The following is a 25,175-nucleotide window of genomic DNA, read 5'->3' as shown; positions in this document are numbered from 1 at the left end:
CTTTGTTCGCTGATACTTGAAACTTGAGAAATAATAAATGATAAATAATAACTGGTAACTGATATGAGAATTCCAACAGCAACTTATCGAATTCAGTTCAATTCCGCATTTGGCTTTGACTTAGCAAAAGCAATTACAAATTATCTAGCGGAACTCGGAATTTCTGACCTTTATGCTTCTCCCATCTTTAAAGCAAGAGCAGGAAGTACCCACGGATATGATATTGTTGATCCCACTGTATTAAATCCAGAATTAGGAACCCAGGAAGCTTTTGAAGCCTTAGTCCAGGATTTACAACAGCGCAGCATCGGTTGGTTGCAGGATATTGTCCCCAACCATATGGCTTATGACAGCGAAAATAAGTATCTAATGGATGTGCTGGAAAATGGTCCTGATTCAAACTATGTTGACTACTTTGATCTCGCCTGGAATTCTCCTTTTGCTAGTAGTCATGAACCGATTTTGGCTCCGTTGCTAGGCAACTTTTACGGAGATTCTTTGGAGAATGGTGAAATTCAATTGAAGTATGATGAGAGCGGGCTGAATGTTAATTATTATAATTTAAAGCTGCCTCTCAAACTAGAGTCTTATGCCAAATTTTTGACTCAAAATTTAGGCAAATTAGCCAAAAATTTAGGTAGAAAGCATCCAATCTTTGTGAGATTGCTTGGTATCCTCTACATGGTAAAAAATATTCCTTCGGAGGCTACAGCTCAGCAAAGACAAGACCAAGCAGCTTTTGTTAAAGGGCTTCTTTGGGAGCTTTATACGGATAATGATGATGTCAGAACATTTATTGATGAGAATTTACAACTTTTTAACGGTGAACCAGGAAAGCCAGAAAGTTTTAATCTTTTAGATAGTCTGCTTACTGAACAGTTTTTTCGCCTCTCTTATTGGAAAGTAGGGGCTGAAGAGATGAATTATAGAAGATTTTTTACCGTCAATGAGTTGATATCAGTCAAGATAGAAGAATTAAAGGTATTTAATAATACCCATGATTTGATTTGTAAGCTAGTGCATGAAGGTAAGTTTACTGGCTTGCGAATTGACCACATTGATGGTCTGTATGACCCAACACAATATTTAGAGAGGCTGAAAGAAAAAACAGGGGATACTTACATAACTGTTGAAAAGATTTTGCAGCCTGGAGAAGACTTACCAAGTAACTGGCCAGTTCAAGGTACTTCTGGCTATGATTACTTAAATTATCTCAATGGAATTTTCTGTAAAACTGACAATGAAGATAAGTTTACTGAAATCTACTCGGATTTCACAGGAAGTAGAAGAACATTTGAGGAAATTGTCCCAGAGAAAAAGCAGCTGATCATAGATAGAAATTTAGCAGGTGATATTGATAACCTGGCTTTTCTCTTAAAGAAGATATCGGGTAAGTATCGCTATGGCAATGACTTTACAATCAATGGTTTGAAGCGAGCGCTGGCAGAAGTTCTCACTCGCTTTCCCATTTACCGAACTTATATCAATCAAGAGGGTATATCCGAAAGCGATCGCCCCTATATCGAGGAAGTGATTGAAGCAGCCAAAGCCAACACACCACTGTTGCAAAATGAATTGAACTTTATCGAGAAATTGCTGTTGCTGGAATACGATGATTCTCTGACTCAAGCAGAGAAAGACCAGTGGCTGTACTTTGTCATGAGATTGCAACAGTACACCGGACCCTTAATGGCGAAAGGGGTTGAAGACACAGCTTTATACGTCTATAACCGCTTTATTGCCTTAAACGAAGTTGGGAGCGAACCTGGGCGCTTTGGCATTAGCGCTTCAGAGTTTCATGACTTCAATCAAAAACGCCAAGACAGTTGGCCTCTGGCAATGAGTGCTAGCTCAACTCATGATACCAAACGGGGTGAAGATATCAGGGCAAGGCTCAATGTCCTTTCCGAGATTCCTGAGGAATGGCAAAAACAAGTGCGCACCTGGAGTGAAATCAATCGTTCCCATAAAAAGACCGTCAAGCGTTTAACTATGCCAGACAGGAACGATGAATATCTTTTCTACCAGACGCTTGTTGGGGCTTATCCGTTTTTTGAACATGAGTACGCAAGCTGTGTTGAGCGCGTGAAAGATTATCTGCTCAAAGCTATCAGAGAAGCGAAAGTTTACACTGCTTGGCTGCGGCAAAATAGCACTTATGAAAATGCCTTCATTGATTTTGTCTCAGCGGTTCTGGAACCTTCGCAAGACAATCCTTTCTTAAAAGAATTTGTGCCTTTTCAGAAACGGGTTGCTTACTATGGCATTTTCAACTCTTTGTCTCAAGCTTTGCTGAAAATTGCTTCTCCTGGAATCCCAGACTTTTATCAAGGAACCGAACTCTGGGATTTCAGTTTGGTTGATCCTGATAATCGCCGTCCGGTTGACTATGAAATTCGGCAGTCCTATCTCAAAGCAATTAAGGAGCAAGCCAAGACAGATATTCTCAAGTTGATAGATGAATTACTGGCGAATAAAGAAGATGCCAGAATCAAGCTGTTCCTAACTAATCAAGCTTTAAAAGCCAGAAGAGAGTCTCTAGAAGTTTTTGAGAAAGGCAGCTACTTACCTCTAGAGGTGAGCGGCAAGTTTCAAGAACATATTGTTGCTTTTGCAAGAAGCGATGGTAATAAAACGATCGTTACTATTGCTCCGCGCTTCTTCACCAGTTTAATTCAGCCCGGAGAGTATCCCTTGGGACAACAAGTTTGGGATGACACAAGCCTGAAGTTACCAGCAGCAGGGGCTTCAGCGTGGAAAGATGCGATTACTGAGCAACCAGTTCAAGCTAATGGCACTCTACTGATTGGCGAAGCGCTGAAACATTTCCCTGTGGCTTTGCTGGTTAGCCAAGAGTAATGAAAATGAAACCACAGATGGACGAGGCAGTGCGTTGCGGGGGTTCCCCCCGTTGTAGCAACTGCCGTACAGATGAACACAGATAAATAACTAGTGTTCAGGGACTTCCAAATTAAAAAATATCCAACTTTTTTGTGGGATGGGCTTCTAGCCCGTCCTATAAATTGGGCGGGCAAGATGCCCACCCCACAAGATTGGATAATTTATTTGTTGGAAATCCCTAAATCCCTAATCTGTGTGCATCTGTGGTTTTAAATTAAATATGATGTCAATTTTTTCAGCGATTCCTCGGCTTCTTTGTACAACTTAAATTTACGCTCATCCCGGCGAAACTCTGGCGTATGAACCATTCTTCTGCCATTCACCCATGTAGCGCCGTGCGATTTGTGCAGCAGTTCGTGATACAAGATAAACTCAACCACAAACTCGGGAATTTTTGCATTGTCAAGAGTCAAAGCAATCATCACTCTGTCTCTTGCTGGCTCATAATGACCCAACTTACGATAAGTGTTAATCTGGCTCCAAATGAGACGTGGTTTGACTAAAGAAGAAGCGAAATATTCACGATTGACTTTGTCAAATAACTCATCCAGGTTATAGCACTTTCCTCTTGCATTCTCTACAATCACTTCAGTTATTAAATCAAGCTCTATCAATACAGAGCTATATTCTTCGCTTGCTGCATAATCTCTAATAAGCCGCGTCGTTTGTTGACACTTGCCAAACAAAGCTGCTTTCACGAGTGCTTCCAAAGTTTCATCACTAGCATTGATGAAACCTTCGCTAAGTGTGAGAGTCGCTTCTACCAAAGAGCGTTTGCATTTATATATCCCGGTTAAATGAGTTAACTCAACAACGACATTGAGCGGCTGAGCATATATCTTACAGAGTTTTTCAGCAATTTGCTTGACTCGATAAATTGTTTGAAGATGAAGTTGGAGGTTGCGTTCATAAGTCAAAAACTTCATCCATGCATAAATTTGACGTGAGGAACGGGTGAGATTGGCTGGTGTTGCTTGCGATGCAGCGCAAATTTTTTCAATCGCTGCAACAGTTTGAATCAAAGTTTTAGCGAGTTCTTCTATCTGAGCAGTGTTTGGTGTCGGAGTTGAGGCTAAGTTAGCAATCTTGTGCAAAATTGCACCTTGTTGCGTTTTGATGTTCTTCAGGCGAATTGTCTGCACTTTATCTTGAGTCGGCTGAGTTTCAGCTAAAGGCAAGTTGTCCAAATCAATACTCTTGAGAAAATAGTAAGCCTGACGCGATCGCGTTGGTAACTGACTTGGTGTCATTTTCCCGTGAGCACAGAACTGCTCAATAGTCTCGATAGAGTTTGTCATGAATTTTTTAAAAGCCGCAACATCGCCAGGTGCTATCCCAGCCTGCAAGCGATTTTGCGCTACTTGAGCTGCTTTGACGATTCCGCGAATTTGTACCATACTGTTTTCTTTTTGCCTAAACCCTTTACCAATCCCACTGCAACTATAAAAAAGCTATTATAAGGGCTTGAGTTCAGGAACAGTTTTCAGTTCACCAGTGTTTCACGACTTATCAGCAAAATAGGTAGAAAAGCTTAATCTTGATAAACTTCTTTTTTGCAGGAACTATTCGGCTAAGTAAAGCAGTTGTGTATAAATATATCCTATCACTGATGTTTCCAAAGGACTATCGGCTAATCGTTCATTGTTTTTTTATCCTTCATAACAATTAGTTATTATTAGCAGTGATGCTCATCTCATTAACTATTATGTTATGTATTTATAGCGGTTATCATTTGAATTATATACACCACCACGAATAATGTAGAGACGTAGCTACGTTTCTACAACCGTGTATTGCAAGCAACAGAGAAGCACTATAACAGAGATTAAAATTTTTATGAGGATAGATAAATGAATTTTAAAAAATTCAACAATAAAAATTTGCAAAATTTTGATGAAATTTTACGGGAAACTATCCAGGAAAATTTACAGAAAATTATAGATGAAAGCTTAAATAAGCATCTAGAAAATTGTATACTAGAAACTTTTAATAAATATATAGAGGAGCAAAAAAAATTACAACGGACTTATTACACAAATACTAACGCCATCCTCGACAACAGTACTGCTGTTAAAGAATTATACGATAAACTTGAACAAACGTTGGGAGAACTTGACGATTTTAGAAATTCTGTGGAAAAAATGCTTATAGAGCAACGTCAGATAAATGGGGAACTGCAACGAAAAATTAATCATTGGGAACAGGCTGCTACCGAGTTTTTTTGTTTACTAGAGAGGGCTGTTGATTATGAAACAGATGAAAATACACGGTTAATAAATAGAATATTAGATGGATTTGCTCGTATTGTCATGAATTTAGGAATGGAGCGTATAATTCCACAACCAGATGAATCACTCAATGAAAATTTTCATGAAGCTATTGATGAGGAAGAATCAAATATCACACCAGGAAATATTGTTAGATGTGTCAATTGGGGTTACAAAATTGGGGACAAAATGATTGAAAAAGCGAAGGTCGTTGTGGCATCACCATTACAAGAACCTGAAAATGGAACTGAGTTGTAAGGTAGTCAATGCCCAATATAGTGAAAATTTTACGTTGGGAAAGGAGTAATTTAAGCAATGACAAAAAATTATGCTATTGGAATTGATTTAGGAACTTCTACATCTGAAATTTGTGTTTACCGAAATAATGAATCATTTCCAATTCCTGACCCTGCTACAAAATTGGCTATTATTCCATCAATTGTTGCTATTAATAAAAAAGGGGAACTTTTAGTAGGAGAAAATGCCCGCAGTTGGGTTGATGTATCAGGTCGTGGAGTTCGCGAAGTCAAGCGGAAAATGGGAACTGGAGAAACAGTGAAACTCCTAGATACAGAGTATCGACCTGAAGAAATTTCGGCGCTGATTCTTCGTAAACTTAAGGAAAATGCTGAAGAAGCACTAGGAATTACAATTCGAGAAGTTGTACTTTCTGTTCCAGCTAACTTTCCAGATGCTGCTCGGCAAGCAACACTGAATGCAGGTGAATTGGCAGGATTAAAAATTATTCGCCTGATTAATGAACCAACAGCAGCAGCTTTAAGTTTTGGCATCAATAATATTGATATTGAAGAACAGCTTGTTGTCTTTGATTTTGGTGGTGGGACATTAGATATTACCGTATTGGAGATGGTTGCCGGTGTTCTTGATGTCAAGTGTAGTTTTGGTAATCCCCAGTTGGGAGGTAAAGATTTCGATGAGGCAATGATGGCATTGCTGAAGGCTAAATTTCAAGCTGAAAATCCTGGAGCAGAAATTTCTGAAAAAGCTCATGGCGCACTCAAAGAAGCAGCAGAAAAAGCTAAAAAAGTGCTTTCTACACAGCGATCGCATGAGGTACGAATACCGTATTTTGCAGCGCAAGATGGTGAATTTATTGACTTAGAGGTGGAACTAACGCAGCAAGAATTTGAGGAGGCGATCGCACCTCTGTTAGAAAAGGCGCGGGAGTGCATACGTCAAGCACTGAATGCCAAAAAGTTGCGCCCTAGTGCTATCAACCGAGTATTACTTGTGGGTGGTACAACTTACATTCCTGCTGTTCGCCAATTAGTCGCAGAAATGTTTGGCAAAGAAGGTAAAGCACCTGATATTGGTGCAGACTTGGCTGTGGGTGTTGGCGCATCTGTTCATGCTGCTCTTGCTCAAAATTTCATTCCTGAAGATTCTGGTCTTATTCTCACCGATGTTGCTCCCTTTGGATTGGGCATTGAAGTGGTGAGTTACGTTGGCGGACAATATATGCTGACCTACGAACCTTTGATTGAGCCTAATACAACAATTCCTTATTCTACTCAAAAAACTTACACACTTTTGAGAGCAGATCAAAAGCGGCTAGAAGTTCGTCTTTATCAAGACAATACAGGAAGCGCAAAGCTACCCAATGAAGCGATTGACACAGGAATAGCCACAGAAATTATAGATATTCCTCCCGCTGCTGACGGTCATCCTTATTCTGTGGAAGTAGAATTTTCTTATGACATTAATGGGATAGCTAAACTTAAAGCCACCATTCCCAACATTAACAAAAGTGTAGAGTTATCCTACGGTTACTCAGTCAAGCGCATGGCTAGTAAAGATATAGCTGATGCTGCTTCTCGCCTCAAAGAACTGTGGAAGCAAAATGCCAAGGCAAAGCAATACGAAGGGTTAATCAATAAGGCAGAACGGTATATGGCTGGAATCCCCCCTCAGGAAAGGTCGCCGCTGTCTGATATTGTTATGGAACTGAAAAAAGCTTTGATGAATGACAGTATTGAAGAAATTCAAAACGTGGGCGATCGCCTTGTAGACTTCTTGTTTGACTTAGAAAACGACATGGAAGACTAACAAATGGTATATGAATTTTATCATATCCTGGAGATTTCCTCTCAGGCATCTGCTGATGAAATCAAACAAGCTTACTTCCGGTTAGTTCGCAAATATTCTCCTGAAAAAGATCCAAAACGGTTTCAGCAAATTCGCGTCGCTTATAACACGCTCTCTGACCCAAAAGCGCGAGAAAATTATGATGCCATGCAGAAGCACGGCGACGAAATTAAAGACTTGATTGACCAAGCAGAAAAGAACATTCAACTACAAGAATGGTCAACCGCCATTCCTTTACTTAAGCAAGTTCTTGTCCTCGCACCAACAATGAATGCTGCTCGCAATCTACTAGGTCTTTGTTACATTCATACTAAAAATTGGGATTTTGCTGTAAAAGTCTACAAAGCATTAACTAAAACTAACCCTGATGTAGCAATCTATTGGAGTAATTTGGGTTGTGCTTACAAACTGCAAGCTGAGTATTTTAATGAGCAAGAATTGAGTAATATTGAACTTTATCATAATGCTCGTGAATGCTATCAGCAAGCACTTAACTTGGAATCATTTAATTCTGCACCTTATTTAGAGATAGCAGAAACTTACCTTAGCGAAACGAATTACCCAGAAGCATTGGCTTGGGCAGAACTGGCTATTGGTGCTGATGGGAAAGCTGATTATAATGACTTTGAAGCTCTTTTCTTTATTTGCCGTGTTTACTTTTGTAATAATCAGTTACATCAAATTGAAGTTATAGCCAAGAGAATAATATCTTTACTACCTGAAAACATATTAGAAATACGACAATATGCTGCTAGCCGATTTGCGAATCTGGGAATTGAAATCGCAAAAATCGCTGCAAAATCAGTTAATTTTAATATGTGGAGAGCGGTTTTTGAATTTTTCAAGGCAGCGAAAAAATTAGATACAAGTAATTTAGGTATTAAACAAATTTGTGTAAAAATTGAGGAAATCGTATCAGCTATTAACCAGTATGAAACCCTTAGCCAAGATTACCTAATTATCCAAGGATTTCAAAGACTAGCAGCATTTTGTTTAGCTGATTATTTTGATTTTTACGATTCACCCCTTGAAAGAAAAACTTTTCTGAATGACATACTAACTGAAATTTTAGCTTCTCCGACAAGCACAATTTTTTCGTCACTTGAGAGAATAAAATTTTACTATCCTGTGGTGTATGGATTGAACACGGAACTGTTCAACCGAATTGAGCAAGTCGCTTGTGTACCTTAAGAGGGTTCAGTGATCAGTTGAAGAAAAACCCAGCTTGGACAGAACTCAGAGATCACAATGCAGTTTCGTTGGGGATTCAGATGCACTACGTTTTATATACTGCCTTCCCGATCTAAAATTACCTATAATAATTTACTCCTCTCTCAGTGTCCTCTCTTGCCTCGTGCGGTTAAAAAATAAGTATTCTTCTGGCGGAAAGGGAGTAATTTATATCACTGTATAATAATTACAGCGCTTTTCATATGCATAGACTACAAACCACATAGTAAGGGCACAGCAATGCTGTGCCCCTACAGCCAACCTGTATTTTACCGAATTGAAAACTGCTGTAAGAAGGTCGTGACGCTTGACCAAGTCCTCAGGCATGACTTTTACTGCTAGCTTTTTGCAGTCAACCGTATTTTTGGGTATCGCCAGGATAAAATTGTAAGTGCTTAGTTCTCTTACACTTGAGGTGCCGCTAGTCGTATCACTTTAAGCATCCAACTTTTTTTGGATTTTTTTGCCCACAAACGCTCTGGAGTTGATATATTTGAAGAATTTATAGAATTTCCTCTAACCTTAGCAACATATTTTGTAGATTTATGTTATCGTGGGTTGTAGGATTTATATTCGGTTGTGCAGTTTGTGTTTTATCTATTTACAAGCGTCTCTCCGAATCTAACCCTCTACATAGTCTGATTCTGGAGATGTTTCATGTCAATTTACGTCGGTAATTTATCTTACCAGGTCGAGCAAGATGACCTCAAACGCGTCTTTGCAGAATATGGAACTGTTAAGAGCGTTCAATTGCCTCTAGACCGGGAAACGGGTCGTGTGCGTGGGTTCGCTTTTGTAGAAATGGGATCAGAGGCAGAAGAAGCCGCAGCGATTGAAGCCCTAGACAGTGCTGAGTGGATGGGTCGTAACCTGAAGGTTAATAAAGCTAAGCCCAAGTCAGACTCAGGTTCTGGTGGTAGATGGGGCAATAATCGTGGTGGCGGTGGTGGTGGTGGATACTCTCGCGATCGCTACTAATCAGCTTTGATACAAAGAATTTAACTCTAAGATTTCAAGGGCAGATTCCTTGTCTGCCCTTTTTTGCTATCCAGCTTACACAATTGCTCATGTCCAACCACTAATTTAGCTAATTTAAAAGGAGATAGGATGACCCAAGTGATTCTTGGCGAAAATGAAGGAATTGAGTCAGCCCTCCGGAGATTTAAACGAGAAGTTTCCAAGGCAGGAATTTTTCCAGATTTGAAGAAGCATCGTCACTTTGAAACACCGCTTCAAAAACGCAAGCGTAAAGCAGTTGCTAAGCACAAGCAACGTAAGAGTCGTTTCCGCTATTGAGGACAACTGTCAGCAAATGAAGCCATGCTGATCCAACTGAGGTCATTATGACTAAGCCAGCGCTCAGTCATGCTAGACTGCGTCTGGCAACCATTGCTGATGGAACACAGCACGACTAAGTACGAACAGTAACCACGCTTTAAAGATCACAAGATATTTTGAGTGAGAGTGGACTATAAGTTTAAAAAAGATTCATTTAACGAATGTTTTGTTAACAGGTACAGTAACCGTGACCCCAGAAACCAAACATATAGTTAGCGAACTTAGGCATGAGTTCTACTGTCTGTTCGCTGCTGCGATGAATGTGCCGGTGAGAATAATTGGTGCATCCTATAGTAGTAATTCCCCTATCGCGTCTTGGGTGGATGATAGGCAACGCCTGAACTACGTGAATGTCTACGCTTACACAGCACCTGACGAATTTATCCCATTCCGCCCCTTTATTCTTCGGTTAGCCATAAACAAAAGCGCTGGTAGAGTCACGATAGTAAAAAAGGGGCAAGAATGTCGAGGTCTTAATCGCGTGTGGGACTTCGAGTTAACCTTATTGCCAGGGGAAATCTTAGACTTTCTCCCTTGGATAGTCAGCTTAGTTCAGGCTTATGACAAAAATTCACCTTCATTGCTTGTGCCACCACCCCATCCATTTGAATTGAAAGTGCCAACGGTTGGGTTATTCAATGAAGCATGGACTCAGAAAGCTTGGCTGCTTGCAGAGTCAGCAACAGCAACGTTGATTTAAAATACTGTATCGCTTGCGTGGCGATTATATGTGCTGCTTTAAAAATAAAACTTAGCTGTAATTTTAAATGCTGCCCAGTAGTAAGGATGATTGTAAAGCTTTGTTTCTGCTGGGATCTCACCACTTCTATTCAATTGCGTGGCTAAATCTTCCTTAATTATGACTCCTCTTTGAGCTAGTTGATTTCGTAATTGTTCATACCATTGTTTGAATTCGCCAGCAGTCAATTCCTTAAGCCATTGAGTTGCTTCTGTCAAGGCAGTGGCTGGCGATTTGTTTTGCTGAAGTCGTCGATAAAACTCTATCATCACTAAAGCACTGGTTGCCGATTCTGTAGCCCACAGTGTACTTAATACATGGCTGACTCCCTGAGTGAGAAAAACGCTGACTAAACCGACGTATTCGGTGGTGATATTTTGGTTGCCATTCATCGCTGTTTCGCAACTTGAGAGAGTGATCAAGTTGTAATTCGCAATTGGCTTATTGCAGATTTCTTCTACGGTTAATTTGTCTTCACCAGCTAACACAAATTCTGATTTTTGCGGCTGACTAAAATTGTCAGTTACATAGCCTTGAAAATGAAATATATTGTAATTACCAGATAAAGCAATTTCTAACTGGCTTTTAGAAACTTGTGTGCCTTGGATACGTTGGCAACGAGTGAACATCAGATTAATCGCTTCAGATTCGAGTTGAGCAAATTGTCGTGCAGGATCATTTGTACTTTTGGGATTTTCCACAAACAGTAATGGTATTTGCACTTGATGGGGAGGTTGAGATTCCAAAGACAAGCCAATTTGGGCGCTAGGCAGATATGTAAATGTGAAACTATGCGGTTGGAATAACTCTTCATCGCAACGAGAAGAGAGATTGAAAAGGGCGTGGAGCGGAAATCTGTGTAAGTCACGGTGGGGAATTAAAATCAGATGAGTGATGTCTTCGAGTTCATTGACAATTGTGGAAATATTGAGGATATTTTTTAGATTTAATAGCCTCTGTTCCATATCTGCTTGCCAAGAATGACTACTTTTGTTCGATGCGTCATTTGCCTGGAGTTGCCGATATTCCGTGTATTGTTGATTCCAATCTTCTAGCCAATCTTCAAATTCAACTAAGCGTTGCACGGCTTCGGGTAGAGGCATTTCATCAATAACCGCTACATTGAGTACAGGTGTAAAAATAGGAATCGGTTCTGGAGAGTTGTATTTAATGATGAAGGTGCGTAAGGTACAAGGGCTGATATGCCAGTAGATAATTGCAGTGGTGGGGTTGAGAAGCTGGTGAATTGATCGATAGTTAGGGGAAATAATCTCATCTGTCCAATCAGAAACAAGCCAGGTTAAACAAGCATTTTTCCCATGTTCCGCAATTTCTAAAGCTTGCGCTATCTCACCGAACTGCATGGCTATATCAACTGCCAACTGTTCAAAACCTGCATACTTGAGCGCCAACTCTTTTTTCCCTTCATCAGACTCAGTGGTTTCATTGAGTAAGTACTGCAATAAATCTGTACCATATTGATGTAATTCTTGCGCTTGCGAAGTTTCCCCCAAACATACAAGCGTTTTGATCAGGTTTTGCAAAACCTCTAGATGTAATTGAGGAAAAGCTTCTGCTGTGAGAGTATTGAGCGCTTGATTGTACTCATCTACGGCTTGGTGCCAATAATAGCAAGGTGTGGTGTGTCTCTTTCCTTCTTCATAATGTGCATTGCCAAGCGCCAGACGCAACCTACCCCAACCTTCTGGCTGTGTATTTTGGCGAACATATTTCAACCCTTGCTCGTAGCTTGCCAATTTTCCTTGATAGCCGCGTTCACATAAATCTGGATTTGCTGCAGCTATGGTACTGAAAAAAGTCAGGGGCGAGTCGCTAGAAACTACATTTCCTGCTGCATACCCTCGCCCAATCCAAGCTTCCCAAGTGTCAGGTTTGATTTGCAAAGCGTTGTCATATGAGGCGATCGCTTCTTCAAATTCCTGCAAATAAAATAGTACTACAGCTCGGTTGTACCAAGCTAAGTCAAACTCGGGGTTAATTTCTATAGCTTTATCATAGGAAGCAATTGCCTCTTGATGGTGTCCTAAATTTTCCAATGCGATCGCGCAGTTAAACCAGGCTAAGTAGTAGTCGGGTTTGATTTCTAAAGCTTTGTCCCACGATGAAATAGCATCATCCCAGCGTCCCAAATTCGCCTCTACCACACCGCGATCAATCCAAACTTCGTGTGAGGCTGGCTTGATTTGAGCTGCTTGTTCGTAAGATGCGATCGCATCTTCATGTCGCCCTATTTTACCCAGCGCACTTGCCAAGGCGTACCAAGCTTCGTAAAAGTCGCGTTGAATTTCTATTGCTTGCTCTAAGCTTGCTATAGCATCTTCAAATCGTCCTAAATCAGAAAGTTGTACACCTCGGCTGTACCACGCTAAATCGAAGTCAGGTTGGATTTCTAAGGCTTTCTCAAACGATGCGATCGCATCATTTTTTCGCGCAGCCTGTGCCAACGCCATACCCCGCTGATACCAATTATCTTGGTCTTCGGGTTCCAGCATCAATGCTTGGTCATAACTGCCAACTGCTTCCATTGGACGTCCTAACTTCTGCAACGCCATACCTCGACTAGACCAAGCATCGGGATAATTGAACTTAATCTCTATAGCTGTATCAAAGCAGAAGATGGCATCTTCAAAGCGTCCTATTTCACCGAGTGCCCCGCCTCGGTTATACCAACATTTATAGAAGTCAGGTTTGAGGGCAATTGCAGAGTCGTAAGATGCGATCGCCTCTGAAAAATGCCCTAAGTAAAATAGTGTTAGCCCCCGGTTAAACCAATATTCGTGGGAGTTGGGGTTAATTTCTATCGCTTTGTCGTAAGATGCAATTGCTGCAGATAAATCACCTGTTTTTGCTTGCTTAAGGCCTTTGTAAAACCATGCTTGTGCTGGTTCAAAAGGACTCTGCTGTAGTTGATTGCTGAGCGAATTCGTCTTGACTGGTGCTTCGCTTTGAATTCCTAGCCCAGAAGCCAGCTGCTGAACTAAACTGGTACTCTGGTCTAACCTGACTAACAATTCATCCAACGTTACAGCGACAGGTGGCGATAAATCCGAAGACTCAGGCAATATACGAGCTTCAGATGTGACTGCTTGCATTTCTTTTGCTACCCGAGATTCTTCTTCCCCTTGCTCAACCGGAGTTATCACAGGTGATGGAGTAGTTTGGGCATCTGGTCCATCGTATTCCCATATCAATTCCTCTTGATGATTGATATGCTCTTCCTGTGGAGAGTTAGAAACCGGTGCAGGCATTGTCGTTTCTTTTTCATACCTGCGTTTATTGTCTGAATCCTGTTTGTCGGCTTTTGGTGTCAACCCTTCTTGTATTAAAATCAGCGGAGTTGCAGGAGTTATAGTTTCTGTGTCTTGTGCGTCGTCATTTTCCCAATACGCTTCGCCTAAGTTTCGCGTCAACAACCGTAATCCAATCTCGTAAGATAAATCTCCAATTGTCCCGATACCCAGTTCGCCTAGCTGTACCATGCGTTCTGCTAATTGAATATTTGGTGCAGGAGATATCAACAATCTCTCGCCAAAATCAAGCAGCCAATCTATCCAGCGCTCAACAGAGATCCGATTTTCCATTCTTTGGATGTATTTGAGCGCCCACTGTTGCCCTCTTGCCTGATGCACACCTTCTAGCAGCTGAGTAAACAAAAATTCCAAATCCGCATTCGTCAGTTCAGGTGGAGATTCCACCTTCTGTTCCCCTGTAGGATACATAGAACGAGTCTGCTTTTTCCTAAAGAGGAATCTGAAAAACTTGTTAAGCCACTTTACTAGCCGCTTGAGCATTTCGGGCACTACTGGAGGTTGTTCATAAGATTTTAGCGATCACAGTGTTAAAAAAGTTATGAGTTACCCAAAAACCTCACATAAGCACATAAGCGATTGCTCATATGTTTGGAAAACCAACAGCATACTAACAGCCCTGTGAAAGAAGGTTGTTTGTAATTCACAACAGTTTTACATAGAAAAGCAACCAAGAACCTGTACTTTACAGTATCTTAATATACAAATTACCAGGAAAAATTAGGTATTCAATTATGGTTCTAGTTGATTTGTACTCGATCCATTAGCATCATGGAATTGATTCAGCAAAGCCTGGATAATCACTTGTGGATCGTCAGTCTCAATTCCCATTTGCTCAGAAATCTGGTTGCGTAAGTTTTCATCTTCCTGCAATAGCACCAACAACTGATCTAACGTGATCGTTTGGTATTCTCCTTCTGGAAGGTTTTCTCCTTCTGGAAGGTTTTCTACTTGCATCACTTCGGCTTGTTCGTCGAGACTTTCTGCGGTTGCAGCGATTTGCTTTCCTGCATCTGGTCCTTCATATTCCCATATTGGCTCGCCGCCTGCACGCGTTAACAACTGCATCCCAATATCATAGGCAACGTTTCCAACTTCTCCAACCTCCAACTCACCTAGTTGTACCATTCGGGAGGCTAATTCATTATTGGGTGTAGGTGCTGCTAGCAATCTTTCGCCAAAACGCTGCAACCACTCCACCCAACGTTGAGTTGAAACACGATGTTCAATATTATCCAGCCATTTCTGCGCCCATGCTTGCCCTCGTGCCTGATGCACGCCTTCTAAGAGTTCTGTAAACAGAAATTCCAGATCCGTATCGGTAAGGGGTGGAGGCGGTTCTTTTTGAACATTTGCCCCTGGTTTGGCTAGAGTCTGATTTTTGCCAAACAAGCGTTGAAAAAACTTTTTGAGCCATTGAATTAACCGCTTGAGCATCTCCCGCACCCGTAAGTGTTGGTGTTTACCATAAGATTGTAGCGGTGTCTTACGCGTCTGGGCACTGCACTATTGCGCTACTCAATTAAATAAGATGTAAATAAAATGTACACATGGGAACTTTTGCGTCAATAGTAAGACATAAATATTTGCACAAAGAGAAAAATATCTTTAAACCATATACTGTTTCTTTATGGTAATTTTGTACTACCGACAAAGAATTATCAATGTCTAAACTGACTGTGTGTGTTTAAAATGGTTTCATCCCAAACTCGGTTGGGTGCTAGTAATTAACCCTCAGAGGGATTGACATTTCAAATCCATGTCTTACGAACCCCTGCACCACAAGTATCGCCCAAAGAATTTTGCTGAACTAGTGGGGCAAGAGGCGATCGCTACCACCCTGACCAATGCTATCCGTGCTGCCAAAATTGCCCCTGCATACCTGTTCACTGGTCCTAGAGGTACGGGCAAAACCTCCAGCGCTCGTATTTTGGCAAAATCGCTTAATTGTGTTAATCATGACAAACCTACGCCTCAACCCTGCGGCATATGTGATGTTTGCCAGGGAATTACCAAAGGCTATTCTTTAGATGTTATTGAAATTGACGCTGCAAGTAACACTGGTGTCGATAATATCCGCGAAATTATAGAAAGAGCGCAATATGCCCCCATTCAGTGTCGGTATAAGGTTTATGTTATTGATGAATGCCATATGCTCAGTACCGCAGCGTTCAATGCGCTACTGAAGACAGTCGAAGAACCACCGAAACACGTTGTCTTTGTACTGGCGACGACTGACCCGCAACGAGTCTTACCTACTATTATTTCCCGGTGTCAACGCTTCGACTTTCGCCGAATAAATTTAGAAGCGATGGCAAACCATTTAAGTTATATCGCCTACAAAGAAAATATTAATATTACTCCAGAATCGATCACGCTGATAGCACAAATTGCTCAAGGCGGATTACGCGATGCAGAAAGTCTCCTTGACCAGTTAAGTTTATTGTCAGGTGAAGTCACACCAGATAAAGTTTGGGATTTGGTCGGTTCGGTAAGCGAACGCGATTTGCTTTTTTTGTTGAATGCGATCGCCTCTGACAACCCCGAAGCTGTTCTAGACTGCACTCGAAAAATCCTAGATTCCGGCCGCGAACCTCTGATTATTCTCCAAAATTTCGCTGGATTTTACCGAGATTTACTGATTGCTAAAACTGCGTCTCGTCGCAACGATTTGGTTGCTTGTACTCCCCAAACTTGGGAAGCGCTGATTGATTTTGCCCAAGAATTTGACATAAGTACAATTTTGGCGGGACAGCAACACTTGCGAACCGCTGAAGTGCAACTGAAAAACACCACACAACCTCGTTTGTGGTTAGAGGTTACATTGCTGGGATTGTTACCCTCAGCAAATATCCCTGTTCAGCAAAACGGTAGAGGCGCAGTTTTCACACCCAGAGTTTCACCGCCTCCAATTGCACCAGCTGTAGTCCAAGGTGAACAAACACCAGTTGTAAGCCGCGAGACACCTTCCGTATCAGCACCAGAAAACAACCTGAGAACAACTGAATTCGTTTCAAAAACTGTAGAAGTAGAAGAAGTAAAAAACCACCAAACACATAACTCATCACAAACTCCCTCATCTCCCTCATCTCCCCCTAAAGTAGAAGCCGTATCGTCTGTATCCCAAACACACGAAGTTAGTGAGGTAACACAATTTGACTTAACCCAAGTTTGGCAGCAAGTGCTTGCCAATCTCCAGCCGATTTCCAGGCGAGAATTACTGCGCCAAATGTGCCATCTTATAGAATTTGATGGTGCTGTAGCCCGTGTTGCCATTAAACAAGCATGGTATAAAAAAGTCCAATCAGACCAACCTAAAATTGCCGCAGCGTTTAAGGAAACTTTCAAGTGTGACGTCAAGATAAACCTGGAATTCGCAACCGCATCAACTTCTATCCCTGCCAAGACTTCTCCTGCTCAAAACAAGCCCGTCACTCCTGCAAGTTACGAACCTCCTCGTCCGCCTTCTCCTGAAGTTCCTAAATCAAGGGAAACACCTCCGACAACAACTTCAAATCTGACGAATAATGGTACGGTACCTACTTCAGACGCCAGCAATCGCAGTGCTACACCTTCCCCACCTCAACCTCAAGCTTCCACAGAACATTGGGAAGTTGATGAAGTCGCAGCCGCAGCTCAACGTTTGGCACAATTCTTCGATGGAGAAATCATCCGATTTACAGATGACACAGAACGACCAAACTTAACAAACCTCTCTGAGTGGGAAGATGATTCAGAGGCGGAAGATGAATTTTGAACAAAATAAAAGAGAGAAGATAAAAAAATCTGCTCTCTTCATTCTTCTCTCTTCATTTTTTATTCTTTACCTTGATGGACAGTTTTGATCCATTTCAGGCGCTTTGGTCGCAGTGACATTCGGGCTGTGGTGCTACTGATGACCACAATCCAGTGGAACATATATAAAGCACCACGCAAGGTCTCAAGCAGCAGGACAAGATAAGTGGATAGTTTGAATTCCTTTTGTTGACGTATGCGCCGCAGACCTGCAAACATTCCCGCCATTGATACCGTCACCGTCAAGCCAGTTACTGGGCTTAAAATTGGTGGACGATGTCGGGCGATCGCCATCAATAAATCTGGCACTGCCGCTGTCGGTAAAATGTACTGGAGCAGTATAAAAAATACGAATAAATTCCAGGTTTTGCGGGTTCCCATGCGGTTTTTGAGAATCAGATCCCAGTAATCTAAATACCGCTGATATCCGCCTTCTGCCCAACGGCTGCGCTGATGCCAGAGGGCGATCGCATTTGTCACGCCTTCTTCCTCTACCACTGGGTTGAACACGCACTCAATATCCCACTTATCTAGATGCAAGCGCAATGTCAGGTCTAGATCATCGGTAATTGTTTCCTCATTCCAGCCACCGCAACGCAACAGCGCTTCTCGCCGGACAAACTGACCGTTACCCCGCAGTTCGCCAATACCGCCTGCCGCTGTCCTTTGATGCTGCAGAAAAGTATCCACTGCCATTTCTGCGGCTTGACCTTTTGTCCAGAAATTTTCATTGGCGTTGGCGATCGCCTTTCGCACTTGCACTGCGCCCACATTTTCCCGTTGAAACAACGGTATGACACGCATTAGCAAGTCCGATGACACTTGAGCATCGGCATCAAATACCGCCAAAATCTCCCCTTTTGTCAGCCCTAGCACGTGATTCAACGCTCCTGATTTTCCTCCGCCTGCTTCTGGCTTTCGCCGCAGTATTTTCAGTTTGTCGTATTCCTGCGCTAGTTCTGCCAACAACTGGGGCGTCCTGTCGGTGCTGTTATCATCAATCACCCATACTTCATATTGTCCTTCTGGGTATTCCAGGTTACAAAGGTTCTTGACTAATCTACCAATGACTGCTTCTTCATTTTTAGCTGCCACCAACACTGATACAGATGGCAAATCTCCCTGGATTTGCTCGTTCATACGTTTTGGTCGGGCAAATACCACCACTAGGACGTGAATTCCTATGATGGTCGTTAGCCCTAATATGAACAGAGCTCCCCAGGAAACTAAATGCAGTGCAATTGTGCCACTCCAGACCATCGTCAAAACTAGAGCGGCTTTGCGTCTACGACCTTGAAAGCGGGATGGAACAGACACGCTCGTGAATGTCTCCTCCTCTAACTCCTCTTCTGACACAGAGAGTTCAGAAAATAACGAGTTGAGCGGATCAAGCTCGTTGTAAGAATCGTTGTCGGGCCAGGAATTCGCTGGCATAGGTTACCTGATTCAACCACCAGTATTTGTCTACACCCATAAAGAAGCTGGGTATTAAGTAACACCAAACAGTGCAACCTTCACATACGTTGAGTTTACCTTGAGATTGGCGGTATTTGTCTACCTCCTCAGACTCGCGATAAAGCTCGTACAGTCGCCCATTGATGGGAATTCCCGTTTGGGCGAAGTGGTAGCAAGGTAGCAGCAGCTCGTCGTTAGGAGAAATCGCAATAACGGCATCTACCGCTTTACAACGGGGATTTTTAGTATTATTCCCCCCAGCTTCAATAAAAGCGAGTGCAGCCCTATTGTACCCGACATTGTTATATTTCTTTGCTGTTCTTTCAATTGCTGCTACCATTTCCGGCGTGGGATTCTTATTCGAGTTGTAGTGTTCGTGTGCTGTAAAGGCTGGGTTCAGCCAAACCCGAACACCGAGTTTTTTGCCTAATTCTCCCACTTCGTCAATGCGATGGTAATTCTGAGCGGTGACAGTGTGGTTGAGTACTGGGTATTGTCCCAGAGACTTGGCGATCGCCACCGACTCTACCAATGTGTCAAAAATTTTTACTCCCCGCGACTGATCATGAATTTCTGCATCTCCACCATCCAAAGAGAAATTCAAATAGTCTACTAATCCCTGAATTTCTTTGGATTTCTTGGGATACAGAATTGTGTTCGTCGTCATGCTGGTGATAAAACCCTGACGTTTCGCCTCCGTATAAATTTCCCCTACATCATGCCTCAGCAGCGGTTCACCACCCGTAAAGTCCACATACTTGACTCCCAAGCGGCGTAAATCCTCTAAATTATGCTTAATTGTCTGAAAATCAGCTTCTTTTCCAGGCTCTAATGACCAAATGTTACAAAAATGGCATCTGGCATTACAGCGGTAAGTCAAGTAGTAGTTTGCGACCAGTGGAGCCATAGCGTAAAACCACCTAAGTTTCCTTAAGACATCTTGAAACGGAGTTAACAAAGAGTCAACCAATTAGTCATTCGTTATTCTCCCTGTCCCCGTGTCCTTTTGTCTCCCGCAACGGATGTGTAAACATAAATTTTTTTGGGAATACTATTGACATCCTCTAAGCAGCCTAGTTGTCAACTTACTTAAGGAATGTTTAAAGATGGCTTTAGAGCAACTCCAACCCGCTACTCAACAACAAGCAAGCGTCTACTTGCCTTATATTCAGGGTAGCAAACGCAATTTCTTGCCTTATGCGATTAGTCTCTATCAAAAGGGTGCTTTGGAGGGGCACCGGAAGATAGAAGGCAGTGATAATATTCCCTTTGTCACGACTTGGAATGTTGCGACTCTACCCTCAGACTTAACCCGTTGCCGGATGCAGTTTGATGGCAACGCGGAGTTAAGCTATGAGGTGATGATGGCAAGCTTTGAGTTTATTAATTTTTTAATTGAAGTCATAGAAAATTATAAACGTTACCGCGTAACCGATTTTTCCCAAGCGTTTTACCGCAAGCTACTGCGTATCGAGGATTAAATTGTAGGTTTTTGCAACATAACTACATAAATTGTCGGTTATGGCTGTGCTTACCACTAAAAATAACTTTTTTTGAACCATCAACACTCCTTGCAAGTTGAGCAATCATTCTTATAGTCAAGTTCCTTTACAACTTGAATTGCATAGTTCGACCTAAAATGAGTAGAACCTAGCTGAATTGTAAAAAGCTGTCAGCAATTAGCTATCAGGTTGCTTTGCTTGCCGGTGGCTTACAGGCGTCTACAGCTAAAATCAACCAAAGTACTGAAAGGTACTTGACTTTTGAAATTAGGAGTGCATGTGTGCCAAAATCTGCTAAATACTTATTAATTGGATCTACGGAGGCTTACTGCGGCAAATCTGCAACAGTCCTAGGTTTGTCTTATCAACTACAGCGCAAAGGGCTCGATATTAGTTATGGCAAACCGCTAGGCACATGTTTGAGTCAATCAGAGGGAACCGTGGTTGAGGAGGATGTTCAGTTCATTACTGATAGCCTTAAGCTGCCAAAAAACCGTATTGCACCGACAATACTGGTTTTGAATGAAGTCACTGTGCAAAAACGTTTGCGCGGGGAGAATAAGATAGATTATCAAAAGTCCCTAGCGCAGCAATATTCGCAAATGCTCTTCGGCGACTTAGTGTTGCTTGAGGGTCCTGGTAATTTGGAAGAAGGCAGCTTGTTTAATTTGTCTGTGCTACAAGTAGCCCAAGTGGTGGATGCTGCTGTGCTTTTGGTAGCCCGGTACAAATCGCTGCTTTCAGTTGAAGCTTTATTGTCTGCTAAACAGCGCATCGGCGATCGCCTAATTGGTGTTGTGATCAACGATATTCCTACAGAACAATTACAAGCTGTCAACACCACGATCCGTCCGTTTCTGGAACAGCATGGTGTTCCCGTACTGGGAATGTTACCAAAAAGTCTTTTGCTTTGCAGTGTCAGCGTTGGGGAACTGGCAAAACAGCTCAATGCAGAAGTTCTTTGCTGCAATGAACGCTTGGATTTGATGGTGGAAAGCTTGGCTATTGGGGCGATGAATGTCAACGCCGCAGTCAAGTATTTTCGGAAGCGGCGAAATATGGCAGTGGTGACAGGGGGCGATCGCGTAGAAATTCAGCAAGCTGCTTTGGAAACTTCTACCCAATGCCTGATTCTCACCGGACAATTGCCTCCCCCGCCTTTCATTCTCAATCGCGCTGAAGAATTAGAAATCCCAATTTTATCGGTTGACTTGGATACCCTAACGACTGTGGAAATTATTGACCGCACTTTTGGGACAGTTCGTGTCAACGAACCTATTAAAGTCGAGTGCATCCGCCATCTCATGGCTGAACATTTTGATGTTGACCGCTTGCTTGCTCTACTGGATTTAAGTCCAGCAGCAGCAGTCTCTTAAAAACCCTTAATAGCTTCATGGTAATCTTGTGTTTCCATGAACCCAGTCTAGCACATCTGCTATTGCTTGCTAATACTTGCTAATACTTTTCGCCACTGATTTCAATACACAGTTTGACCCACTCATGAAGATGGAGAGTAGGGGCACAGCGCCACCGTGTAGTGCCCTTACAAATCATCTGTCAGAGATTTGATTTGAGTAAGATACAGCTTGACCATTTTGAATTTTGAATTGGTTATGATCTGCAGAATTTTTTTTCCTCGGATGTAATGGTATTCCGTTAGGTAATACTGGTTCTGGGATTTGCCGATTTTGGTGAGCAGGTGAAGGATGAAGCACTTTGGTGAAGTGACCCTCACTCTCCATTCGGCACTGAACTGCGATCGGTTCAGTCGGCTTTTTCTGGTCAGCCAGTCACCAGCAGATTTACCGCGAGTTATCTAAACTCGAAGCACAAGGCTGGATTGCTTCCGAGACAATTCCTCAAGAAGGACGCCCAGATAAGAAGCTTTACCAGGTTACAGAACAAGGAAACCAGCAGCTTTTAGAGTGGATTGCACAAGCCTCTGAACCCATGCCGATAAAAGACGATTTACTGGTTAAAATTTTTGGCGGTTACGTTGCTCAAAAGCAGATAATCCTGGAAGAGCTAGAGCGTCATCGTCAGGCGCACCAAGAAAAATTGTCTACATACAAAGCTTTAGAGCGACGATACTCCCAAAATCCTCAACAACTGGCAGAAGAAGCAAAGTTTCAGTACCTGACTCTGCTGAATGGTATAAGTTATGAAACACATTGGATTGCTTGGTGTGGGCAAGCAATCCAGCTATTAAGTTGATAAAACAGCAGGCATTGCATCTCTACTCAAGGATAAATAGCTTACAGGGAACTCCCCCTTTGTCTGTTACAATAGCTAGGTTGTTTAATCTGATTTTGTCCGTCTTTGAGCCAGTCAACAGACCTTATCAACGTCGATTCATTAGCGCAAGAACTGGCGACAATCCAGCAAACGGGTTCCAAGCGAATCGCGTTGCTGGGTTCACGTCATGTCCCGATTACCCATCAGAATCTCATCGAGATGATGACCTATGCCCTGGTTTTATCAGGCAATCGGCTCATCACCTCTGGCGCTGCGGGTACGAATTCAGCTGCCATTAAGGGAGCAATGCGGGCTGATCCCAATTTGTTGACGGTGATTCTACCTCAAAGCTTAGAACGCCAGCCTCATGAATCGCGCCAGCAACTAGAACAGGTAATGCATCTGGTGGAAAATCCTAATAATGACCATCTGTCCCTTGCTGAAGCTAGTTACTTGTGCAATCAGGAGATTGTCTCGCGCTGTCAGCAACTGATATGCTTTGCGTTTCACGAAAGTGGCATTCTGCTGCGAACTTGTAAAGATGCAGAAGAACAAAGAAAGGTGGTGACATTATTCTACTTTGATTAATCATTTGTCATTTGTCCTTTGTCCTTTGTGTTTAAGTTTTGTGTTTGACTAGTGACTAATGATTATTTTTTTGTACTCTATTGCTGCTGCGGTCGTACTGATTTACCTGCCCTTTCTAGTGGTAAGTTATGCTCGTGCCCGTGTTGGATACGATATGTCTGCTCCCCGTGCCATGTTTGATAAACTACCACCATACGCTCAACGAGCTACTTGGGCACACCAAAACTCGTTTGAAGCGTTTATGATTTTTGCCGCAGCAGCTTTGATGGCATATGTAACGGGTGTTAATTCTCCCCTAGCTATTGGGGCGGTCATCGCTTTTCTCGTGGCTAGGTTGCTATACTCGATTTTTTATATTTTGAATATACCCGTTTTACGCTCGCTCATGTTTGTCGTAGGCTCCCTTGGGTATGCCGCACTCATTGTCCTCAGTATTATTCAAGCAACTAGCTAATTGGAAAGTGAGGACTAGTTAGTGGTTAGTGGTTAGTAGTTAATTGATTCATAAAAAATTCAATAACCATTAACTACTAGTCATTACTAATTACCAATCCAAAATCCAAAATTTAAAATCCGAAATGCTTTATGGCTTCTACCTATTCCTTTGACATTGTAAGCGACTTTGATAGACAAGAATTGGTCAACGCTGTTGACCAAACTGTGCGAGATATTAAAAGTCGCTACGACCTCAAAGATACTCAAACAACTGTTGAGTTAGGTGAACAAAGTATTACCGTGAACACTGACAGCGAGTTCACTTTAGAATCCGTACACAATATACTGCGCGAAAAAGCAGCAAAGCGTAATCTCTCCCAGAAAATCTTTGATTTTGGCAAAGTAGAATCATCTAGTGGTAACCGGGTTCGTCAAGAAATCAAACTTCAAAAAGGCATCAATCAGGAGATTGCCAAGCAAATTTCCAAGTTGATTCGCGACGAATTCAAAAAGGCCCAAGCTTCGATCCAAGGGGACGCAGTGCGTGTTACCGCTAAAAATAAAGATGACTTGCAAGCTGTTATTCAACGGCTCAAGCAAGAAGATTTGCCTGTTGCTTTGCAATTTACAAATTATCGTTAGTCCTTAGTTGTTAATAACAATTTAGGACAAAGATACGGATTCTCACTTGTATAGAATACACGCACACCGTAGGGGCAGAGCATTGCTGTGCCCCACTCTAAAAAGTTGAAACGCTCATCCAATCGGGAACGAGCTAGAAAGAATTTAGTACGCAAATATGAGGACATTTCTAACGCGCTTACGTGATTGGTGAGTGGAAGTTAGCCCACGACCTAACCAATAAGTTTGATGTGCTGTGTTTTGAAACACTCAATCTTAAGGGGATGCAACGTCTTTGGGGACGCAAGATATCAGACCTACCCTTTGGGGAATTTCTACAAATTTTAGAGTCGATTGCCAAAAAGAAAGGCAAGCAGGTCATATTTATAGATCAATGGTATCCGTCTAGCAAGACTTGTTCTAGTTGTGGACACGTTCTAGAAAATCTGGATTTGGAAGTTCGAGAGTGGCGTTGTCCGTCCTGTCAGTCGGTTTAGAAGAGGGACGAGAACGCTGCGCGCGAATATTTGTGCAGTTGGGGCAACAAAAACGCTGGGTTAGGCAATGTCAGACGTTTCAGTGACGTTCTCCCCACCCTGCCTGACGGCTCTTGGTGGGGCTTCTACAAGTCGCC

19 protein-coding genes and 2 pseudogenes are annotated in these 25,175 nt (G+C 42.3%); 16 read left to right on the top strand and 5 right to left on the bottom strand.

Annotation, left to right across the window (positions count from 1 at the left end):
• The first annotated feature begins 63 nt into the window (after window positions 1-63).
• On the top strand, window positions 64-2,859 hold the full coding sequence (gene treY, locus AACT52_RS38910; RefSeq protein ID WP_073635600.1) for a malto-oligosyltrehalose synthase: 2,796 nt from the start codon (window positions 64-66) through the stop codon (window positions 2,857-2,859).
• 251 nt (window positions 2,860-3,110) lie between these two features.
• On the opposite strand, the gene AACT52_RS38905 is transcribed toward treY, so the two are convergent.
• Entirely contained in the window at window positions 3,111-4,298 is a 1,188-nt protein-coding gene (locus AACT52_RS38905) for a SprT-like family protein (RefSeq protein ID WP_073635599.1), read from the bottom strand.
• Between the two features lie 453 nt (window positions 4,299-4,751).
• Here AACT52_RS38905 and grpE point away from each other — a divergent pair, with 453 nt between their 5' ends.
• The 6 genes from grpE (at window position 4,752) to AACT52_RS38875 (ending at window position 10,542) form a co-directional block, all read left to right on the top strand.
• Window positions 4,752-5,426, top strand: a complete 675-nt coding sequence (gene grpE / locus AACT52_RS38900; RefSeq protein ID WP_073635598.1) for a nucleotide exchange factor GrpE — start codon at window positions 4,752-4,754, stop codon at window positions 5,424-5,426.
• Window positions 5,427-5,483: 57 nt separating this feature from the next.
• The gene (locus tag AACT52_RS38895; RefSeq protein ID WP_073635597.1) at window positions 5,484-7,235 is read left to right on the top strand and encodes an Hsp70 family protein; all 1,752 of its coding nucleotides are present in this window, start codon (window positions 5,484-5,486) and stop codon (window positions 7,233-7,235) included.
• Window positions 7,236-7,238: 3 nt separating this feature from the next.
• Window positions 7,239-8,465 (top strand): J domain-containing protein, encoded by a 1,227-nt coding sequence (locus AACT52_RS38890; RefSeq protein WP_073635596.1) that lies wholly within the window; start codon window positions 7,239-7,241, stop codon window positions 8,463-8,465.
• A 696-nt stretch (window positions 8,466-9,161) separates the two neighbouring features.
• Window positions 9,162-9,482 carry an RNA recognition motif domain-containing protein gene (locus tag AACT52_RS38885; RefSeq protein WP_073635595.1) on the top strand — a complete coding sequence of 107 codons (321 nt, stop codon included), beginning with the start codon at window positions 9,162-9,164 and terminating at the stop codon, window positions 9,480-9,482.
• A gap of 129 nt (window positions 9,483-9,611) precedes the next feature.
• Window positions 9,612-9,800, top strand: a complete 189-nt coding sequence (rpsU, locus tag AACT52_RS38880) for a 30S ribosomal protein S21 (protein ID WP_073635594.1) — start codon at window positions 9,612-9,614, stop codon at window positions 9,798-9,800.
• Between the two features lie 229 nt (window positions 9,801-10,029).
• Entirely contained in the window at window positions 10,030-10,542 is a 513-nt protein-coding gene (locus AACT52_RS38875) for a hypothetical protein (RefSeq protein ID WP_073635593.1), read from the top strand.
• A gap of 38 nt (window positions 10,543-10,580) precedes the next feature.
• Here the strand turns inward: AACT52_RS38875 and AACT52_RS38870 are convergent, their stop codons facing one another.
• Window positions 10,581-14,321 (bottom strand): CHAT domain-containing protein, encoded by a 3,741-nt coding sequence (locus AACT52_RS38870; protein WP_443216686.1) that lies wholly within the window; start codon window positions 14,319-14,321, stop codon window positions 10,581-10,583.
• Window positions 14,322-14,642: 321 nt separating this feature from the next.
• Window positions 14,643-15,347, bottom strand: a complete 705-nt coding sequence (locus AACT52_RS38865) for a hypothetical protein (RefSeq protein ID WP_073635591.1) — start codon at window positions 15,345-15,347, stop codon at window positions 14,643-14,645.
• 322 nt (window positions 15,348-15,669) lie between these two features.
• Between AACT52_RS38865 and AACT52_RS38860 the strand changes: the two genes are divergently transcribed.
• Window positions 15,670-17,667, top strand: a complete 1,998-nt coding sequence (locus AACT52_RS38860; protein WP_073635590.1) for a DNA polymerase III subunit gamma/tau — start codon at window positions 15,670-15,672, stop codon at window positions 17,665-17,667.
• A gap of 59 nt (window positions 17,668-17,726) precedes the next feature.
• On the opposite strand, the gene AACT52_RS38855 is transcribed toward AACT52_RS38860, so the two are convergent.
• A complete protein-coding gene (locus AACT52_RS38855; protein ID WP_073635589.1) occupies window positions 17,727-19,139 on the bottom strand; it encodes a glycosyltransferase in 1,413 nt (470 codons plus the stop codon).
• Window positions 19,093-20,067: a radical SAM protein gene (locus tag AACT52_RS38850; RefSeq protein WP_073635588.1), complete on the bottom strand. Its 975-nt coding sequence runs from the start codon at window positions 20,065-20,067 to the stop codon at window positions 19,093-19,095. The genes AACT52_RS38855 and AACT52_RS38850 overlap by 47 nt, the downstream gene beginning before the upstream one ends.
• 199 nt (window positions 20,068-20,266) lie before the next feature.
• On the opposite strand from AACT52_RS38850, the gene ebsA reads away from it, so the two are divergent.
• The 8 genes and pseudogenes from ebsA to AACT52_RS38810 form a co-directional block, all read left to right on the top strand.
• Entirely contained in the window at window positions 20,267-20,641 is a 375-nt protein-coding gene (gene ebsA, locus AACT52_RS38845) for a type IV pilus biogenesis protein EbsA (RefSeq protein ID WP_073635587.1), read from the top strand.
• A 302-nt stretch (window positions 20,642-20,943) separates the two neighbouring features.
• Window positions 20,944-22,038 (top strand): phosphotransacetylase family protein, encoded by a 1,095-nt coding sequence (locus AACT52_RS38840; RefSeq protein WP_073635586.1) that lies wholly within the window; start codon window positions 20,944-20,946, stop codon window positions 22,036-22,038.
• 424 nt (window positions 22,039-22,462) lie between these two features.
• Window positions 22,463-22,522 (top strand): annotated as a pseudogene (locus AACT52_RS38835) (PadR family transcriptional regulator); the annotation flags it as partial.
• Between the two features lie 90 nt (window positions 22,523-22,612).
• Window positions 22,613-22,876: a hypothetical protein gene (locus AACT52_RS38830; RefSeq protein WP_233154177.1), complete on the top strand. Its 264-nt coding sequence runs from the start codon at window positions 22,613-22,615 to the stop codon at window positions 22,874-22,876.
• A 105-nt stretch (window positions 22,877-22,981) separates the two neighbouring features.
• On the top strand, window positions 22,982-23,485 hold the full coding sequence (locus AACT52_RS38825) for a DNA recombination-mediator protein A (protein WP_073635584.1): 504 nt from the start codon (window positions 22,982-22,984) through the stop codon (window positions 23,483-23,485).
• A gap of 58 nt (window positions 23,486-23,543) precedes the next feature.
• On the top strand, window positions 23,544-23,939 hold the full coding sequence (locus tag AACT52_RS38820) for an MAPEG family protein (RefSeq protein WP_073635583.1): 396 nt from the start codon (window positions 23,544-23,546) through the stop codon (window positions 23,937-23,939).
• 131 nt (window positions 23,940-24,070) lie between these two features.
• Entirely contained in the window at window positions 24,071-24,562 is a 492-nt protein-coding gene (locus AACT52_RS38815) for a YajQ family cyclic di-GMP-binding protein (protein ID WP_073635582.1), read from the top strand.
• 93 nt (window positions 24,563-24,655) lie between these two features.
• Window positions 24,656-25,175, top strand: a pseudogene (locus AACT52_RS38810) (RNA-guided endonuclease InsQ/TnpB family protein); the annotation flags it as partial.

Origin of the sequence: Scytonema sp. HK-05 (assembly GCF_963872035.1) — a bacterium.
Lineage (GTDB): Bacteria > Cyanobacteriota > Cyanobacteriia > Cyanobacteriales > Nostocaceae > Kalymmatonema.
Note: the sequence above shows the minus strand (reverse complement) of the source record. Positions and strands in the feature narration are given on the sequence as shown.

Excerpts from the sequence above, each read along its gene's own strand:
- treY (WP_073635600.1), top strand. The coding sequence starts at position 64 with ATGAGAATTCCAACAGCAACTTATCGAATTCAGTTCAATTCCGCATTT.
- AACT52_RS38905 (WP_073635599.1), bottom strand. The coding sequence starts at position 4,298 with ATGGTACAAATTCGCGGAATCGTCAAAGCAGCTCAAGTAGCGCAAAAT.
- grpE (WP_073635598.1), top strand. The coding sequence starts at position 4,752 with ATGAATTTTAAAAAATTCAACAATAAAAATTTGCAAAATTTTGATGAA.
- AACT52_RS38895 (WP_073635597.1), top strand. The coding sequence starts at position 5,484 with ATGACAAAAAATTATGCTATTGGAATTGATTTAGGAACTTCTACATCT.
- AACT52_RS38890 (WP_073635596.1), top strand. The coding sequence starts at position 7,239 with ATGGTATATGAATTTTATCATATCCTGGAGATTTCCTCTCAGGCATCT.
- AACT52_RS38885 (WP_073635595.1), top strand. The coding sequence starts at position 9,162 with ATGTCAATTTACGTCGGTAATTTATCTTACCAGGTCGAGCAAGATGAC.
- rpsU (WP_073635594.1), top strand. The coding sequence starts at position 9,612 with ATGACCCAAGTGATTCTTGGCGAAAATGAAGGAATTGAGTCAGCCCTC.
- AACT52_RS38870 (WP_443216686.1), bottom strand. The coding sequence starts at position 14,321 with ATGTATCCTACAGGGGAACAGAAGGTGGAATCTCCACCTGAACTGACG.
- AACT52_RS38865 (WP_073635591.1), bottom strand. The coding sequence starts at position 15,347 with ATGCTCAAGCGGTTAATTCAATGGCTCAAAAAGTTTTTTCAACGCTTG.
- AACT52_RS38860 (WP_073635590.1), top strand. The coding sequence starts at position 15,670 with ATGTCTTACGAACCCCTGCACCACAAGTATCGCCCAAAGAATTTTGCT.
- AACT52_RS38855 (WP_073635589.1), bottom strand. The coding sequence starts at position 19,139 with ATGCCAGCGAATTCCTGGCCCGACAACGATTCTTACAACGAGCTTGAT.
- AACT52_RS38850 (WP_073635588.1), bottom strand. The coding sequence starts at position 20,067 with ATGGCTCCACTGGTCGCAAACTACTACTTGACTTACCGCTGTAATGCC.
- ebsA (WP_073635587.1), top strand. The coding sequence starts at position 20,267 with ATGGCTTTAGAGCAACTCCAACCCGCTACTCAACAACAAGCAAGCGTC.
- AACT52_RS38830 (WP_233154177.1), top strand. The coding sequence starts at position 22,613 with ATGCCGATAAAAGACGATTTACTGGTTAAAATTTTTGGCGGTTACGTT.
- AACT52_RS38820 (WP_073635583.1), top strand. The coding sequence starts at position 23,544 with ATGATTATTTTTTTGTACTCTATTGCTGCTGCGGTCGTACTGATTTAC.
- AACT52_RS38815 (WP_073635582.1), top strand. The coding sequence starts at position 24,071 with ATGGCTTCTACCTATTCCTTTGACATTGTAAGCGACTTTGATAGACAA.